The organism is Rhodococcus sp. USK13 (assembly GCF_018343855.1).
Classification (GTDB): domain Bacteria; phylum Actinomycetota; class Actinomycetes; order Mycobacteriales; family Mycobacteriaceae; genus Rhodococcus_F; species Rhodococcus_F oxybenzonivorans.
The window spans coordinates 1,573,594-1,589,041 of record NZ_CP069242.1 but is presented as its reverse complement, the minus strand read 5'-3'; the positions used below and the strand labels follow the sequence as shown (position 1 = coordinate 1,589,041).

Below are 15,448 nucleotides of genomic sequence, written 5' to 3'. Positions count from 1 at the left end.
GGACACCCCAATGACTTCCGTGTCAGAGACACCAACCATCACGACGCGTAACGCCGTCGAGGAATTCCTGTTCCACGAAGCCGGCCTGATCGACGAATGGCGACTCGAGGAGTGGCTCGACCTGTTCACACTCGACTGCACGTACGAAGTGCCCGCCACGGACCGGCCGGACGCGGACCCCGGTCTCACGTGGTCACTCATCCACGACGGTCGCACCATGCTCGAGCAGAGGGTGATTCGTCTGAAGAAGCCGGAAGCGCATGCCGAATTTCCCCATTCACAGACCAGTCGGATCGTCGGCAATGTGCGAATCCTGACGCAGAGCAACGAGTCGATCTCCGTCACAGCCAATTTCATCATCAGCCGCGCGAAAGCCGGCAAGTTCGACACATACGTCGGTCGCTACGACTACGACTTGACCCCTCACGGTTCCTCCTTCCTGATCCGCAGGAAACGGGCCGTTCTCGCTCACGACATGCTCGATCCCCAGGGCAAGATCAGCTTCATCATCTAAAACGAATCACACCGTACGCCACCCACGAATCGACACCGCCGGCGAAACGGCGATCCCGCATCCGCGCTTTACGAGAGGTCCGACCATGACACCGGAAATGTCCACCGAAGCACTGATCTTCGCGTGCAACGAGGAGGATCTGGCCGACGGCGAAACCCTACGCTTGGACGCCGAAGGTGGGATCGCCGTCTACCGCGTCGACGGCGAGTTCTTCGCGACATCCGACTCGTGCAGCCACGAGAAGTGGTCGCTCGGCGAGGAGGGCGAACTCGAGGGGCACGAGGTGCTCTGCACGCTCCACATGGCCCGGTTCGACGTCCGCACCGGTGCACCCCTGTGCTTTCCCGCGGTTCTCGCACTGAAGAAGTACCGAACCGTCGTAACCGACGGCCGGGTGTACATATCCCCGAACAACGACTGAACACGCTCGCGCCCAGCGCATTCCAGCGGAAGGTAGTACCACCACATGAACAGGTTCAAAGGCCGGACCGCGGTTGTCACCGGCGCAGGCAGCGGCATCGGCCGCGCCATCGCCATGCGATTGGCGGACGAGGGCGCCGATCTCGTCCTAGGAGACCTCAGTGCGGAAGCAGTAGAGGCGGTGGCCGAACACATTCGGCCCGGCAACGCGGCGTCGGTGACCACCGTGGTCGGAGACCTCTCGCAACGAGAGGATGCCGCCGACCTCATCCGTCGGACAGTCACCGAACGCGGCGCGATAGACGTGCTCGTGAATTGCGCTGGCGGCGGCGTCATCCTTCCCACGTTCGACCACACCGAGGAAACCTTACGGGCCACCATCGACCGCAACCTCTGGACGACCCTGTACACCACGCTCGAGGCACTACCCCACATGGTGGACGCCGGTTACGGCCGAATCGTGCACATAGGAGCCGAATCCGTACGCAATGGTCTGTACCGGCACGCGATCTACAACGCGGCTAAGGGTGGAGTTCATGCATTCGGAACCGGACTCGCGCGTGAGTTCGCGGATTACGGAATCACCGTCAACACGGTCGCTCCGGCGTGGATCGAGACGCCGGAGGCCGCCGCCAAGTTGGCCTCCGCACCGCCCGAGGTGAAAGACGACATGGCGATATTCGGCGCCCAGATGCGCAACCTCATTCCGATGGATCGTCCAGGAACGGTCGAAGAAGTAGCGGCCACAGTTGCCTTCGTCGCGTCCGAGGAAGCGTCCTACGTGACGGGTCAGGTGATCAGCGTGAACGGCGGCAGTTCCATGCTGTGACACGTCCCAGCGGTGGACGTGCCTTTGGAGCGCAGCGGGGAGGACGGCGATCAGTGCATCAGCCGCCTTATTCCCGATCCCTGGCGTCGGTGAGCGCACGGGTAATGCTCAGGGCGGTGGTATGCACGGCCGGTCCGACGCGTCGGATGTCGACCTTGCCGATCCATCCGGACGCGGAAACGGCGGCCACCGGTGGACCCTCGTCAATGCGGACGGCGCTGGCGACGCAGGCGACGCCGGGCGCTGACTCCTCGTGCTCGTAGGCGATGCCGCTCGAGGCTATGCGGCGCAGCTGCCGCACCAGCGGTCCGGGCGAGGTGATGGTGCGTGGACCCACCCGGACCAGGCCGGCCGCGAGTACCTCGGCGAGCACCTGCGGCGGTGATCCCGAAAGCAACGCCTTGCCCACCCCCGTGGCGTGCGCGGGTAGACGGCTACCCACACCGGACGGCAGCCACGGTGCGTCCCGCCCGGGAAGTATCTCGACGTAGACCACCTCGGTGCCGTCGAGGATCGCCAGATGCACGGTCTGCCGCGTCGCCTCCCGCAGATCGGCGAGGAACGGCAGCGCCACCTCACGGACCGACCGGCGGCGTGAGGCCCGTTCGCCGAGCTCGAACAGCCGCAGGCCGAGCCCCACCTTGACACCCCGACGTTCGAGGAACCCGACGCCTTCCATCTCCTTCACCAGCCGCGACACCGTCGCCTTCGGTATCCCGGTCCGCCGGGTCAGTTCGTTCACACCCAGCGCGGTGTCGGTGGGGCCGAATGCGGCGAACAGATCCGACATCCGCCGGACCACCGACGTCGGCTCGCCACCGGCCGGCGAAGTGTTCCGTTCTACGGGACTCACTCGTTGAGTATCACCATCCGGCCCGGCACAGTACAAGCCACACGCGCCGTCCGAATCCCACGAGCGAAAGCAATCGGAGGACACTGATGTCAGCTATCACGCCCACCACTCGACGAAGTTCGTCGATCCTGGACGCGGCCGCCCGCCTTGCGGCCGCAACCGCCCGACCGTGCGCACCCGTGCGGGACTTACTCGGAGTCACCGATATCGACTCCGCCTACGCGGTCCAGCAGCGGTTGACCGACGACCGGGTAGCCGCCGGCGGCACCATCACCGGCCGGAAGATCGGCCTCACCTCCCCCGCGGTGCAACAACAGCTCGGGGTGAATCAACCCGATTTCGGTGTGCTGTTCGCCGACATGGACGTCACCGGCTTACCCGAGGTGCCGAGTAGCCGGTTGCTTCAACCGAAAGCCGAGGCCGAGATCGCGTTCGAACTCGGTGCCGATCTCGTCGACGGCGACCTCGGCCTCGCCCAGGTGCGCTGCGCCGTCGCCCGTGCCGCAGCAGCGTTGGAGATCGTCGACTCCCGCATCGCCGACTGGGACATCACCATCACCGACACCGTCGCCGACAACGGCTCCTCCGGACTCTACGTCCTCGGTGAGAACTGGCTCACGCTAGACGATTTCGAGCCGCGTGAGGTGTCCATGCGCCTGTTCTCCGGCGAGGAACTGGTGTCCGAGGGCACCGGCGCCGCCTGCCTCGGTGACCCCCTCGAAGCCCTCTCCTGGCTCGCCCGCACCGCCCGCGACTACGGCCAGCCCCTGCGTGCCGGGCAGGTCATCCTCTCCGGGGCCCTCGGCCCGATGGTCCCCACCCCACCCGGCACCACCGTCCGCGCCGAACTTTCCACCCTCGGCACCGTCACCGCCACCTTCTCGAAGGACACCCACTCATGACCGACACCCCCAAGATCAAGGTCGCGATCATCGGATCCGGCAATATCGGCACCGACCTGATGATCAAGGTGATCCGCAACTCCGACATCCTCGAGATGGGCGCCATGGTCGGCATCGACCCGGCTTCCGACGGACTCGCCCGCGCCGCCCGACTGAACGTCCCGACCACCGCCGACGGCATCGACGGCCTGATCGGCCTCGACACCTTCGCCGACATCGCCATCGTCTTCGACGCCACCTCCGCCGGGGCGCACCGGGCCAACGCCGCCGCCCTCGCCCCCTACGGGAAGAAGCTGGTGGACCTCACCCCCGCCGCGCTCGGCCCGTACGTGGTGCCGCCGGTCAACCTCGAGCAGCACCTCGACGGTGACGTCGACAACGTCAACATGGTCACCTGCGGCGGGCAGGCCACCATCCCCATGGTCGCGGCCGTCTCCTCGGTCACCCCGGTCGCCTACGCCGAGATCGTCGCGTCCATCGCCTCCAAATCCGCCGGCCCCGGCACCCGCGCGAACATCGACGAATTCACCGAAACCACCTCGCACGCCATCGAACAGGTCGGCGGCGCCGCCCGCGGCAAGGCCGTGATCATCCTCAACCCCGCCGAACCACCCCTGTTGATGCGGGACACCGTCTTCGCCCTGATCGGCGACGCCGATCACGACGCGATCCGCGCGTCTGTCGCGGAGATGGCCGCCCGGGTCGCCGAGTACGTCCCCGGCTACCGGCTCAAACAAGACGTCCAGTTCACCCCGATTCCCGACGGGGAACCCGTGCATACCCTGCTGCCAGACGGCGCCGGCCCGGTCACCACCAAGGTGTCGATCTTCCTCGAGGTCGAGGGCGCCGCCCACTACCTGCCCGCCTACGCCGGCAACCTCGACATCATGACCTCCGCGGCCCTGCGCACCGCTGAGTCCATCGCCCGACGCATTCAGAACACGATTCCCGCGGAGGCCCGCTCGTGACCACTCCCCAGCTCTACATCCAGGACGTCACCCTCCGCGACGGCATGCACGCCGTCCGGCACCGCATCACCCCCGACGACGTCGGCCGCATCGTCGCCGCCCTCGACGCCGCCGGGGTCGACGCGATCGAAGTCGCCCACGGTGACGGTCTCGCCGGCGGCTCCCTCAACTACGGGCCCGGCTCCCACACCGACTGGGAATGGATCGAGGCCGCCGCCGACAACCTGACCCACGCCACCCTGACCACGCTGCTGCTGCCCGGCATCGGCACCATCGCCGAACTCGAACACGCCTACCAGCTCGGGGTGCGCTCCATCCGCATCGCCACGCACTGCACCGAGGCGGACGTGTCCGCCCAGCACATCGCCAAGGCGCGCGAGCTCGGCATGGACGTCTCCGGATTCTTGATGATGAGTCACATGAGCTCCGCCGACGACCTCGCCAAGCAGGCGAAGCTGATGGAATCGTATGGGGCGCAATGCGTTTACGTCACCGACTCGGGAGGCCGGCTCACCATGGACGGTGTCCGTGAACGCGTCCGCGCCTACCGGAACATTCTCGACCCCGGCACCCAGATCGGTATCCACGCCCACGAGAACCTCTCGCTGTCGGTGGCCAACAGCGTCGTCGCCGTCGAAGAAGGCGTCACCCGCGTCGACGCATCCCTCGCCGGGCACGGCGCGGGCGCCGGCAACTGCCCACTCGAGGCATTCATCGCCGTCGCCAATCTCCAAAGGTGGAAACACCGCTGCGACCTGTTCGCCCTCCAAGACGCCGCCGACGACCTGGTTCGCCCCCTCCAGGACCGGCCCGTGCGCGTGGACCGAGAAACCCTCACCCTCGGCTACGCCGGCGTCTACTCCAGCTTCCTCCGCCACGCCGAAACCGCCGCGAAGCAATACGGAATCGACGTCCGCACCATCCTCCAAGAAGTCGGCAAACGCGGACTCGTCGGCGGACAGGAAGACATGATCACCGACATCGCCCTCGACATGACGGCCCTGTAGGGCGGGTTCGTCATGACGGAGATCGTCTCGCGCTGCCGTGCACGTATGTCGCGAGCGATATCGTTCACGGACGCGCCCTTCAGTTGTCGTCCGACGGACGGATCTCACTGATCGCAGGGGAAATCCTCCGAGCGGTCGCTCGCATCTGTGCGACGAGACCGGACCCGAGAGCGGCGTGGAATCGGATTGTCGGCATCGCGACGACCAGTGCCCCGAGGACCGCTCCATCGCCGTTACGCAAACAGATTGCCACAGAGGAAAGTCCGACCTCTACGGAGTCGACCGCTGTCGCATAACCGTTCTCGACTATCGTCCGCAGCTCCTTCTGAAGTAGTTCGAACTCTGCGGCCGACATGTGATCGGGCGCGAGAGCGTAATCCGAACGGTATAGCTGGGCGAGCGCATCCTCGTCGAGTTGGGCAAGCAAAATCTTGCCTCCGGCAGACATCCGCGCTAGCGGCACATGTCCTTGACGGTTTCCGACCCTGAGCAGTTTCTCGGATTCGACGGTACCGATCACACGGGACTCGACTCCGGTACGAACCACGAGATTTACTGTCTCGCCGGTGCAAGAGGACAATTGGTTCATCGGCTCGAGGCAAGCATCGCGGAACGTTCGAGTCCAAGACGAGCCTGTGGGGCCGACCCCTATCGACGGACCTGGAAGGTACCGTCGAGACTCGTCCTGGACGACAAAGCCGTGGTAGATCAGCATGGCCAAGAGCCGGTGAGCGGTCGATTCGGCCACCCCGATCTCCTCGGCTGCATCTTTGAGCCGGAGGCTGCCGTGGTCTCGGACGGCGTTCAGGAGCAGAAGCGCGTTGTGGACAGACTCGATCATATAAGTCGGCTTACTGATCGGCCTCGTCTTCATACCGGGATGATAGTCCGACATCGCTCCGCCCGAAATGCCTGCGTGCGGGTCTCCGGCCCTCGCTCTACCCGCTCCACTCAGACATTGACAAGCCCCCGCGTGTCTGACTGGAACCGCCCGAACTTCTGGTTTAACTCGGACAGGTGCCGAGTGCTCATGACTACCCCGTAACCGTCCCTGCCCGAGCACGTCCACTTCATCAACGCGTTGTGCACCATCGCGGTCGGCGCCGCAATCCAGGGTGCACCGACATGCGGCGTGGCCTGGAGCCGGAATTTCTTCCCGCGCACGTCTGTGACGGTCATATCAATGCCGGTACACACCATCCCGAGGTGGTTGCTGGTCATCTCGAGCTGGTCGGTGAGGCCGTACACCTCTCCGTTCTCCATGACGTACCCGTGCGAAAGCTGGAACGCGTCCGGATTCGCCGTCTCGGGGCTCCACGGGCAGATCATGTGAAAGGCCAGGTCCTCCCCGAAGGTTGCGGAGACGATGTGATTCGGCTTGCCGGCCTTCATCGGATCGCGGGGACCCCAACTGCGATCCATGCGCTCGATGGAATCGACAACGTACTCCCGACCTCTGACGATCATCGTGCCGGTCGCCCGTCCAGTCGCGTCCGCATGACCCACGACCTGCTTCTTCCCTGACTCCAAGTCTGCGTGGATATCGAGGACCGAACCCGCCTGGGGGCTGTGCGTCGGATCGTGAATGTCGAATGGGTCCATCAAATTCGTCCAGTCGACGTGAATCTCCGTGCCGTCGTCCGCAACGTAGTCGATCCGGAACTTACGCGGGGCGTCCACCGCATCGATCGACAGGCCGATCGGAGAGTCGATCCGACTGAATCGCACCGGCGCGGGTAGATGCGGATTCTCGTTGTAGTGCAGTAGTTCCGCACGAGTATCGGTAAGCGATCCGCAGACCATTACCTGGTTCCACATCACTCCTAGGCCAGGGCGCACGTTCGTGTAGATCAATGCATAGAGATCGGCCTCCGGAACCACGATCGGGAATAGGATCGTCTCGACCCACAAGTAGTCTGCCTCGGGCGGGTTCTGATATTCGAAGTGCTGAGCATCGAATGCCATTGTCGTTTCACTCCTCAGTTGTCGGTCGTTCGGTCAGTTGGATCGGGGTTTCGCCAAGGTCCGGGCAGCGATAACGCCGGCGACGACAGTGATGGCAACGACACCGATCGCGTAGAAGGACGGTGCGGTCGCCCCACCGAGTCCGGCGATGGCCGCAAGGATGATCGGCGTCGGACCCGCGAATATCGTTGTGGCCGTCTGCCATCCAAGCGACAGTCCCGTGTATCGGGTGTCGGTCGCAAACATTTCCGACAGCAGTGGGGTCACCGCGGCGATGTTCGCCGCAACCACCGGGGTGACAACCACCATTGCGGCAACCGCAAGGGCAAGCACCCCACTAGACAGAAGCACGAGGGACGGGTAAATCAGCACGATCAACGTTGCCGAGGAGGCGAACAGGAGCGGGATCCGGCCCACCCGGTCCGACAGTCGCGCAAACGGTAAGACGGCGGTGCAGTAGGCGACCAGGCCGACGAAGGTGATCAGTTGAGCATCCGCAGACGAGAAGTCCGTGAATTCCTTCAACGCGGAGGGTAAGTAGATGAAGTACAACGCCATCATGCACGAGTTCGTCGCCGCGATGCCGATCCCGATCAGAACAGAACGGTAGTCTCGGCGCAGCGTGGTCAACAGCGGCGACTTCTGCACGCCACCTTCCCGGGACAGCGCGGTGAACGCCGGTGTCTCCTCCAGCTTGAATCGGATGTACAAACCGATCAGCCCCAGCGGCAGCGACATCAGCAATGGTAACCGCCACCCCCACTGCGACATCGACTCGGCCGACAGTGTCCGGGTCAGCACCATCGCCGTCCCCGATCCGAACAACATCGCCCCACCCACGGTCAGTGAGATAAACCCGACGAAGAACCCCCGCCGGGACGGCGGTGCGAACTCCGCAACCAGCGAGGCGGCTCCCCCGAACTCACCGCCCGCAGAAATACCCTGTACGAGGCGCAATATCATCAGCAGAATCGGTGCCGCGACACCGATCTGGTAGTACGTCGGCAGGACCCCGATTCCAGCCGTCGCGAGCGTCATCAAGAGAATGACGACGGAAAGGACGGTCCGCCGGCCGTACCGGTCCCCCAACGGTGCGAAAATCACCGCACCGAGTGGACGGGCCAGGAAGCTCACCGCGAACGCGCCGAACGTCAGCAGCAGGCTCACGAACGAGTTCCCGGTCGGGAAGAATGCCTGGGCGATGAACGTCGCCACATAGCCGTAGATGACGAAATCGTAATACTCGACGAAGGTTCCGAAGCTGGCAGCCACGATCGCTCGCCGGCGAACAGCGGTCGCGACCGTACTATCGGGTGTGGTGATCACCGCTGATGGCATATCTCCTCCTGATGCATGCGTATGAACGACGGGGCTAGTGCGCACTGTTCGTGGCTATCGGGGTGCCGAGTAGGGAGCTCAGGGGCGGAACTGCATCCGGGTCCGGATCGACTCCCTGGGGAAGAAACCACGACCGCTGCATCTCGACGAGCGGTCGCGAATGGTCGAGAACGAGCCGAGAGACCTCGGCGAAAATGCCCGAATCGGAGGTGTGTGCAGATCTCACGAAGTCGGAAATCGCTCGCGTCAGAGAGTCTGTCACCCGATCAAGAAGTCCATACTCCGGAATCGCGACTTGCTCAGCGGCATAAGCTTCCTCGAGTACATCGGCGAGCCGGACTCGCGCGCCATGCTCGACGTCATAGCAACTGAGGCACTCTGCCAGAACGCGATACGTCCGAAACTCGTACAGCTTCCGTGGATACTCGTATTGCGCCCGGTCTCGATAGAAATCGAGAACGCCGGTGATCACCCGTACCTGCTCGGCGGCCAGCGAGTTCGAGCCACCCAACGCCGGCGTGACCGTCAGGCGCAGCGAGCGAGAGGCGGCTTCGAACGTGTTCGCAGATTTGTTCACCATCACAAAACCTCCTCGAGATCCTTACCGAGTTGAAGAGCCATCAGGTATCCGGTCGCCTCGAGCCCAGTCAGCAGTACGTCCTGATGTGTCTTTCCAAGCTTCGAAACGCGGTAAGCCGACCCCAGGGCGGTGACGACCGACTGGTACTCGTTCAAGATCCGGTAGAAAGTCAACTTCTCGGGATCGACGGTCAAGCCCGACGCCTTCTCGTACCGTTCGAAGAAGGCGGTGGTCGGCAGCAGCCCTGTAGCCAGGAATTCGGAGCCGTCCTCGGTCGGGTGGCCGAACGGGTATAGCGTTGCCCACGCAAGGTCTCGGTGGCGATCACCGAGGAAGCTGCGCTCCCAGTCGAGGATTGCGGTTATCCGTCCGGTGTCTTCGTCGAACAGGAAGTTCCCGCCGCGGTAGTCACCGTGGACGAGACTGACATGGTCGAGGGCCGGAAGGTTGTCCATGAGCCACCCTGCTGCCACATCGAGAAGCGGAAGATCTTCACCGCGATCCTCCTCCCACACCCGTCTAGCGCGGTTCACCTGCCATCGGGCACTTTCGCTGCTGCCGACGCTCGGCCATTCGTAGTGATCGAGCGACACCGACTCCAGGTCGAATGTGTGAATACGCGCCAAGAGGTCGACGAACTGTGGCGCCAGCGCGGCCCGCAGATCGGCACCGTAGTTGATGCCGATGCCGGCGATCCGGCTTTGCGCGCGACTCGGCTTCGCAGATCCAGGTACCCAGGTGTAGACGAGGGCGGGTTCGGGGAACCATCGACCGTCCTCGTCGACCCAGCGGACTGTAGGAACAGGCACTGTTCCTGCGAGGGCGTTGATGACCTCGAACTCGCGCACCCGACTCGTGGCGTTCAGAGACTCCGGCGGTTCCATACGGAGCACCAGGTGTTCGGTGACCGGACCGTCGTCGGGACCGTCATAGGTCAGAGTAAAACCCACCTGGATCTTCGAGGCACCACCGGTCAGCCACCGTAGGTCCTGAATCTCGAATTTCGACGGTAGAACGTCTCGCAGCATGGCTTCGAGTGCCTTCGCGAGGAGGCCGAGATCGTAGTTGCGAAATCCCGCCCCGGTCCGGCGCTCCATTTTGCGCGTAAGCATCCGGTCGTATTCGGTTTCGGTGGGAAACCGCGCTCGAATCCGCTGGATGAGATCCGGCATGGGTTCGTCTCGATCGGCGTCCGAGATCACTACGGGAGCGTGCCGATCCCAATTGACGGTTGCACTCATAAATTCCTCATCGCGCTCAGGGCGGGAAACGCCGTGATCGGAGACCTGCGTTTCGGCTCCGGGAAGTTGGCCTTGCAAGTCGGACGGTGATCGCCTCGACACACGAAACGCTAATGTGACCGGCCCCACAGGTACAGAAGGTTCTGCTGTGCAGAAGATGGGAGACCGGGCACTTCCACCAATCCGAAGGGCAGCAGCTCAATTGGAACTCGCCGGTTCGCGTAATCACGAACGGGCTCCGCCGCGAGCATCCACCAGCGGCAGTCCTTAACTGGACATGACACGGAGCATGCGTGCGAAGTAAAGAAGTACTCTGGTGTCGTCCGCCTGATCTCCGAAGTGAGTCGGATCGACGGCCGATACACCCCGCACGCCTATCGGCGACCCCTCGTGGAGCGTTATCTGCAAATCATCGCGGTCCTTGCAACGGCCGTCTGAGCAGTTTATGGTCAGTCCATTCGCATGAGAGGAGATCAGCGTGTCGATCAGAGTGGGGTTGTCGGTCACTGATGCACTCCTCGTCCCGAAACCCGCAGATCGGCGGCTTCTTCTCGATTCCGCGGCCGAAGCCGGGCTCGACCACATCACCGTCGGTGACCACATCAGCTTCCACGGCGGTACCGGGTTCGACGGCATGGTGTCGGCCACGACCGTGCTGTCCAGCCACGACACTCTGTCGGTGATCATCGGTGTCTACCTGCTCGGCCTGCGGCACCCGATGCTCGCCGCCCGTCAGATCGCGACGCTCTCGCAGATCGCGCCCGGACGGTTGGTCGTCGGTGCCGGCGTCGGCGGCGAGGACCGATCCGAGATTTCGAACAGCGGGGTCGACCCCAGCACCCGCGGCCGTCGGCTCGACGAGACCCTCGAGGTTCTGCGTGCCGTTCTCACCGGTGAAGAGGTCACCCATCACGGTGAGTTCTTTACCCTCGACCAGGCACGAATCTTGCCGGCGCCGCGGCCCGCGGTCCCGATCCTCATCGGCGGCCGAGGTGAATCCGCCATTCGCCGCACCGCCCGCTACGGCGACGGCTGGCTCGGAATCTTTTGCACACCGCGACGGTTCTCCGAGACGCGTACCGCAATCCTTGACGCCGCCGCACGGGAGAACCGCGCTCCCGACTCGTTCGGCGTGAACGTCTGGTGTGGCCTCGACACCGACGCCGATGTTGCGGATCGTCTGGTGGGCGAGAAGATGCAGGCGTTGTATCAGTTGCCGCGCGACAAGTTCCGTCACCTGGCACCTTCCGGAACATCCGAGCAAGTGGCCGAGTGGCTGAACTCGTTCGTCGAGGCAGGTGCCGACAACATCACCCTGGTCCCGGCAGCCACCTCTATGGAAGCGGCGATCGAGCACACGGCCTCGGTCCGTGCACTACTGCTCGAGCATCACAGCTGACCGGGCACACAGCACCACTCGTCCCACGACTACGCGACCATCCGTCGCTACACAGGGAAAGTCGTTGCGTCGAAACGAAGGAACACACGGTTCCACTTCCCGACGAACGGAGATCCGCATGACCGACCCGCACCGCCGCAAGGCATTGGTGACCGGTGCCGCGCGTGAGGGTGGAATCGGCAAAGCCATCGTCGCCCGGCTCGAGGCCGATGGGATGGAGGTGGTTACCCTCGACCGTGCACCCGGGTGCACGTACCAGGCCGACATGTCCACCGACGAACTGCCCCCGCTCGACGACATCGACGTCTACGTTGCGAATGCCGGTGTGACGACGATGTTCGGGGCCGCACACAGTATGTCGATCGACAAGTGGCGGAAGGATCTCGACGTCAACCTCACCGGGACATTCCGGTTGCTTCAGCAGTGCCTGCCCGGGATGCGCGAACGACGGTATGGCCGCGTCGTTGTCATCTCCAGTACCGCAGGCACGCAGGGCATGCCGGCTCAGGTGTCGTACAGCACCACCAAGGCAGGGTTGCTCGGTCTGGTCAAGACGGTCGCGGCAGAGAACATCGCTTTGGGCATCAGCGCAAACGCCGTCCTGCCCGGAATGACCGCCAGTTCCGGAATTCTGTCCATGCCGCAAGACATCCAGGACGCCTGGCTCGCGTCGATGCCCAACGGATTCGTCGACCCCGCCGACATCGCCGACGCCGTCGCGTTCTTCGCCTCCCCCACCGCCCGCAGCGTCACCGGCCAGTTCCTCACCGTCGATGCAGGTGACAGTCTCAACACCCGAACGGTCACCTCCTCGGTTGCACAGCACTGACGGAGTGCGCGCACGCTGACCGGTCATAGAACGAGCTCTACCGCGATCTCAGGGTTCCCCGATTAACCCACTGCAGGCGTTCCTACCGTCCCACGCGTCGGTTCCCGACTCGGAGGACGCTTCGACTTCCCGCGCCGTCGCATGTAACCCCTTTTGGACAGTCCTTTACATTGGACTATCCATATGGTGTCATCTGTGACAGGCGCCACCCGGAGGGGGTCTTCCTCCGCGGCATCCCGCCCCCATTACAGATTTCGATCGACAGGAGCTTCCATGAGCGCAGTCGGCACGACTGGGTTGCAGGCGCCCACGCGGCATCTGAACCGCTGGTGGTATGTAGTGACGGGCTTTCTGACTCTGTTGTTCGGCACGACCGCGGTGAATGTCTTGTTCAACATCCTCGGCAAGCCGATGACCGAGGAATTCGGCTGGGAACGAAGCGTCATCAGCAACGGTCTGTCCATCGAAACGGTGTTCGTGGGTATCAGCATCGTCATCTTGGGCTTCCTCGTCGACCGGTACGGTCCCAAGATCCCGTCGGTTCCGATGTCGCTGGCATTCGGAATCGGTTTGATGCTGATGTCCGTCCTGCCGAACAACCAGCTCGCGTTCTATCTGCTCTGCGTGGTGATCGGCGCCGGAGCGGGCGCCGTGAATCCGGTGGCGCACTCGACCGTGGTGAGCGCGTGGTTCCAGGACCGTCGCGGTATGGCGCTGGGCATTCTCATGGCCGGCCTCGGCTCGTGCGGGGTGCTCATGCCGTATCTGGCCAACTGGGTGCTCGGGTTCGGCGGCTGGCGCATGGCGTTCCTGGTCATCGGCACCCTCTGCACGGTGATCCCGGCCTCGGTCTACGCGTTCGTCACCCGGATGCCAGCCGAACACGAAGCCGAGCGTAAGGCGGCGCGTTCAGAGGGGCGGATGGCCGGAGAATCGCTACTCACCGTGGCGAGGAAGTACCGGCAATTCTGGCTGCTGTCCATCGCGATCTTCCTCGTCTCCTCCGCAACGTTCGGCCTGATGTCCCAGGTCGTGCCCATGACCACCGACAAGGGCATCAGCCAGGGGACTGCGGTCTCCATTCTGTCCGTCCTGAGCCTGGCGTCGATCGCTGCACGACTGTTGGTGGGCTACCTGCTCGACCGGTTCTACGCCCCTGCCATCGGCTCGATCATCTTCGCGCTGTGCGGGGTCGGGGTCTTCGTCATGATCTCGTCGTCGCAGACCGGCCTGCTGTTCGTCGGCGCGGCTCTGATCGGCCTGGGCCTGGGGTCCGAGGGTGATCTCGCCGCCTACATGGTGAGCCGATACTTCCCCAAGCACTCCTACGGCCGGGTGCTGGGATTCATCTACTTGCTCTACGCGCAGGGGTCGGCGTTCGGCATCTTCCTGCTCGGACAGGTGTACAGCGCCACCGGTTCCTACAGTGCCGGCGCGCTGCCGATCATCGTGCTGGTCGGAATCGCCATCGCCTGCCTGCTGATGATGGGTTCCTATCGCTTCACCCTGGACCATCGCGAGATCGGCGCCGACAATGTCACCGTCGAAGAAAAGGAGCACGTATGACCGACGGATTTCATGACGCCTTGGTGACTCGCGCCACTGAGGACATGCCGGAGAAATTCTTCGACCGATTCATGTTCAATCTCCATCCGGACGGAGATACCGCGCCGTCGGTGATCCTCGGTGCTGGCGTCTATCCGCCGCGAAACGTCGTGGACGGTTTCGTCGTTCTCACCACCGGGACCGAGCAGCGCAATCTCCGCTACTCCACCGAACACTCCGAGACCGACGGCGCCTCCGTCGGACCACTGAGGTGGGAGACGGTCGAAAACAATCGCACCTGGCGAATCCAACTCGGCGAGAACAAGACCGGACTCGAACTCAATCTGCTGTGGCAGGCTCGCGCACCGTATTGGCTCGGGTCGGTGGACGTGGAGAACACCGACGGGAACGTCACCTCCTTCGATCATCTGTTCCAGCCCGGTCGCTACGAGGGCACGCTCACCCTCGACGGAACCACTACCGACGTCGGGGGCTGGTACGGACTGCGGGACCGCTCTCGCGGGGTACGCACGATGTCCGGGGGCCAGGGTCTACATATCTGGTACCAGGCCCAGTTCCCGGACCGCACGTTCGGATTCTTGCTGGTCGAGGACCGCGAAGGCGGCCGAATCCTGTTGGAGGGCGCCGTCATGCACGACGACGGACGACTCGACGACGTCATCGACGTCCGGCACGACTTGGTGTTCACCGCGGGCAACGACCTCGCCAGTGGCACGGTGGAGGTCGTGACTGCCCGCGGCGCGACCTACCGCATCGATTCGGACGCCTCGGCCGGCGGCGGTTATATGGCGGGCGGCGGCTACGGCGGCCATCACGGCAAGGTCCGTGGTCGCGACCACGAAGAGTTCGACGTCTACCCCCTCGACGGATCCGTCGGCCCGAAGACTCTCGACTCCGCCCTCACCGACCGTTGCTGCACGTTCGGATGGAACGGGGAGACCGGCTACGGAATCTTCGAGTTCGCCCTGTCGCGATCGTCGTCGTACACCTACCGCGCCACGCTGACGCGCTGACCCACGCCGGCCACTGTCCCTGCA

At 63.9% G+C, this 15,448-nt stretch carries 16 protein-coding genes; 10 read left to right on the top strand and 6 right to left on the bottom strand.

What is annotated here, in order from left to right; translation table 11 throughout:
- Positions 1-10: 10 nt before the first annotated feature.
- From JQT59_RS10130 to JQT59_RS10120, 3 genes are all read left to right on the top strand, one after another.
- Positions 11-514, top strand: coding sequence for an aromatic-ring-hydroxylating dioxygenase subunit beta (locus tag JQT59_RS10130; RefSeq protein ID WP_213576018.1), 504 nt, complete (start codon positions 11-13; stop codon positions 512-514).
- 97 nt (positions 515-611) lie between these two features.
- Positions 612-935 (top strand): non-heme iron oxygenase ferredoxin subunit, encoded by a 324-nt coding sequence (locus tag JQT59_RS10125; RefSeq protein WP_249354325.1) that lies wholly within the window; start codon positions 612-614, stop codon positions 933-935.
- Between the two features lie 45 nt (positions 936-980).
- Positions 981-1,763 (top strand): SDR family NAD(P)-dependent oxidoreductase, encoded by a 783-nt coding sequence (locus JQT59_RS10120; protein WP_213576016.1) that lies wholly within the window; start codon positions 981-983, stop codon positions 1,761-1,763.
- Positions 1,764-1,830: 67 nt separating this feature from the next.
- Here the strand turns inward: JQT59_RS10120 and JQT59_RS10115 are convergent, their stop codons facing one another.
- The gene (locus JQT59_RS10115; protein ID WP_213576015.1) at positions 1,831-2,616 is read right to left on the bottom strand and encodes an IclR family transcriptional regulator; all 786 of its coding nucleotides are present in this window, start codon (positions 2,614-2,616) and stop codon (positions 1,831-1,833) included.
- Positions 2,617-2,702: 86 nt separating this feature from the next.
- Between JQT59_RS10115 and JQT59_RS10110 the strand changes: the two genes are divergently transcribed.
- From JQT59_RS10110 to dmpG, 3 genes are read left to right on the top strand one after another with little or no spacing between them, the layout of a single operon-like run.
- The gene (locus tag JQT59_RS10110; RefSeq protein ID WP_213576014.1) at positions 2,703-3,518 is read left to right on the top strand and encodes a 2-keto-4-pentenoate hydratase; all 816 of its coding nucleotides are present in this window, start codon (positions 2,703-2,705) and stop codon (positions 3,516-3,518) included.
- On the top strand, positions 3,515-4,486 hold the full coding sequence (locus JQT59_RS10105; RefSeq protein WP_213576013.1) for an acetaldehyde dehydrogenase (acetylating): 972 nt from the start codon (positions 3,515-3,517) through the stop codon (positions 4,484-4,486). Before JQT59_RS10110 ends, JQT59_RS10105 begins: the two co-directional genes overlap by 4 nt.
- A complete protein-coding gene (gene dmpG, locus JQT59_RS10100) occupies positions 4,483-5,493 on the top strand; it encodes a 4-hydroxy-2-oxovalerate aldolase (protein ID WP_213576012.1) in 1,011 nt (336 codons plus the stop codon). Before JQT59_RS10105 ends, dmpG begins: the two co-directional genes overlap by 4 nt.
- A 79-nt stretch (positions 5,494-5,572) precedes the next feature.
- On the opposite strand, the gene JQT59_RS10095 is transcribed toward dmpG, so the two are convergent.
- From JQT59_RS10095 to JQT59_RS10075, 5 genes are all read right to left on the bottom strand, one after another.
- Positions 5,573-6,334, bottom strand: a complete 762-nt coding sequence (locus JQT59_RS10095) for an IclR family transcriptional regulator (RefSeq protein ID WP_213576011.1) — start codon at positions 6,332-6,334, stop codon at positions 5,573-5,575.
- A gap of 110 nt (positions 6,335-6,444) precedes the next feature.
- Positions 6,445-7,458, bottom strand: a complete 1,014-nt coding sequence (locus JQT59_RS10090) for a DUF7064 domain-containing protein (protein WP_213576010.1) — start codon at positions 7,456-7,458, stop codon at positions 6,445-6,447.
- A 33-nt stretch (positions 7,459-7,491) separates the two neighbouring features.
- Complete coding sequence (locus JQT59_RS10085) at positions 7,492-8,796, bottom strand: MFS transporter (protein ID WP_213576009.1); 1,305 nt, start codon at positions 8,794-8,796, stop codon at positions 7,492-7,494.
- Between the two features lie 34 nt (positions 8,797-8,830).
- The gene (locus JQT59_RS10080; RefSeq protein ID WP_213576008.1) at positions 8,831-9,376 is read right to left on the bottom strand and encodes a hypothetical protein; all 546 of its coding nucleotides are present in this window, start codon (positions 9,374-9,376) and stop codon (positions 8,831-8,833) included.
- Complete coding sequence (locus tag JQT59_RS10075; protein ID WP_213576007.1) at positions 9,376-10,617, bottom strand: phosphotransferase family protein; 1,242 nt, start codon at positions 10,615-10,617, stop codon at positions 9,376-9,378. Before JQT59_RS10075 ends, JQT59_RS10080 begins: the two co-directional genes overlap by 1 nt.
- A gap of 478 nt (positions 10,618-11,095) precedes the next feature.
- On the opposite strand from JQT59_RS10075, the gene JQT59_RS10070 reads away from it, so the two are divergent.
- From JQT59_RS10070 to JQT59_RS10055, 4 genes are all read left to right on the top strand, one after another.
- Complete coding sequence (locus tag JQT59_RS10070) at positions 11,096-12,016, top strand: LLM class flavin-dependent oxidoreductase (RefSeq protein WP_213576006.1); 921 nt, start codon at positions 11,096-11,098, stop codon at positions 12,014-12,016.
- A 118-nt stretch (positions 12,017-12,134) separates the two neighbouring features.
- Complete coding sequence (locus JQT59_RS10065; protein WP_213576005.1) at positions 12,135-12,845, top strand: SDR family NAD(P)-dependent oxidoreductase; 711 nt, start codon at positions 12,135-12,137, stop codon at positions 12,843-12,845.
- A 273-nt stretch (positions 12,846-13,118) separates the two neighbouring features.
- Positions 13,119-14,411 (top strand): MFS transporter, encoded by a 1,293-nt coding sequence (locus tag JQT59_RS10060; protein WP_213576004.1) that lies wholly within the window; start codon positions 13,119-13,121, stop codon positions 14,409-14,411.
- A complete protein-coding gene (locus tag JQT59_RS10055) occupies positions 14,408-15,424 on the top strand; it encodes an Rv3169 family protein (RefSeq protein ID WP_213576003.1) in 1,017 nt (338 codons plus the stop codon). The genes JQT59_RS10060 and JQT59_RS10055 overlap by 4 nt, the downstream gene beginning before the upstream one ends.
- Positions 15,425-15,448 lie beyond the last annotated feature (24 nt).

Excerpts from the sequence above, each read along its gene's own strand:
- JQT59_RS10105 (WP_213576013.1), top strand. The coding sequence starts at position 3,515 with ATGACCGACACCCCCAAGATCAAGGTCGCGATCATCGGATCCGGCAAT.
- JQT59_RS10065 (WP_213576005.1), top strand. The coding sequence starts at position 12,135 with ATGACCGACCCGCACCGCCGCAAGGCATTGGTGACCGGTGCCGCGCGT.
- JQT59_RS10110 (WP_213576014.1), top strand. The coding sequence starts at position 2,703 with ATGTCAGCTATCACGCCCACCACTCGACGAAGTTCGTCGATCCTGGAC.
- JQT59_RS10075 (WP_213576007.1), bottom strand. The coding sequence starts at position 10,617 with ATGAGTGCAACCGTCAATTGGGATCGGCACGCTCCCGTAGTGATCTCG.
- JQT59_RS10125 (WP_249354325.1), top strand. The coding sequence starts at position 612 with ATGTCCACCGAAGCACTGATCTTCGCGTGCAACGAGGAGGATCTGGCC.
- JQT59_RS10130 (WP_213576018.1), top strand. The coding sequence starts at position 11 with ATGACTTCCGTGTCAGAGACACCAACCATCACGACGCGTAACGCCGTC.
- JQT59_RS10120 (WP_213576016.1), top strand. The coding sequence starts at position 981 with ATGAACAGGTTCAAAGGCCGGACCGCGGTTGTCACCGGCGCAGGCAGC.
- JQT59_RS10085 (WP_213576009.1), bottom strand. The coding sequence starts at position 8,796 with ATGCCATCAGCGGTGATCACCACACCCGATAGTACGGTCGCGACCGCT.
- JQT59_RS10055 (WP_213576003.1), top strand. The coding sequence starts at position 14,408 with ATGACCGACGGATTTCATGACGCCTTGGTGACTCGCGCCACTGAGGAC.
- JQT59_RS10090 (WP_213576010.1), bottom strand. The coding sequence starts at position 7,458 with ATGGCATTCGATGCTCAGCACTTCGAATATCAGAACCCGCCCGAGGCA.
- JQT59_RS10060 (WP_213576004.1), top strand. The coding sequence starts at position 13,119 with ATGAGCGCAGTCGGCACGACTGGGTTGCAGGCGCCCACGCGGCATCTG.
- JQT59_RS10095 (WP_213576011.1), bottom strand. The coding sequence starts at position 6,334 with ATGATCGAGTCTGTCCACAACGCGCTTCTGCTCCTGAACGCCGTCCGA.
- JQT59_RS10080 (WP_213576008.1), bottom strand. The coding sequence starts at position 9,376 with ATGGTGAACAAATCTGCGAACACGTTCGAAGCCGCCTCTCGCTCGCTG.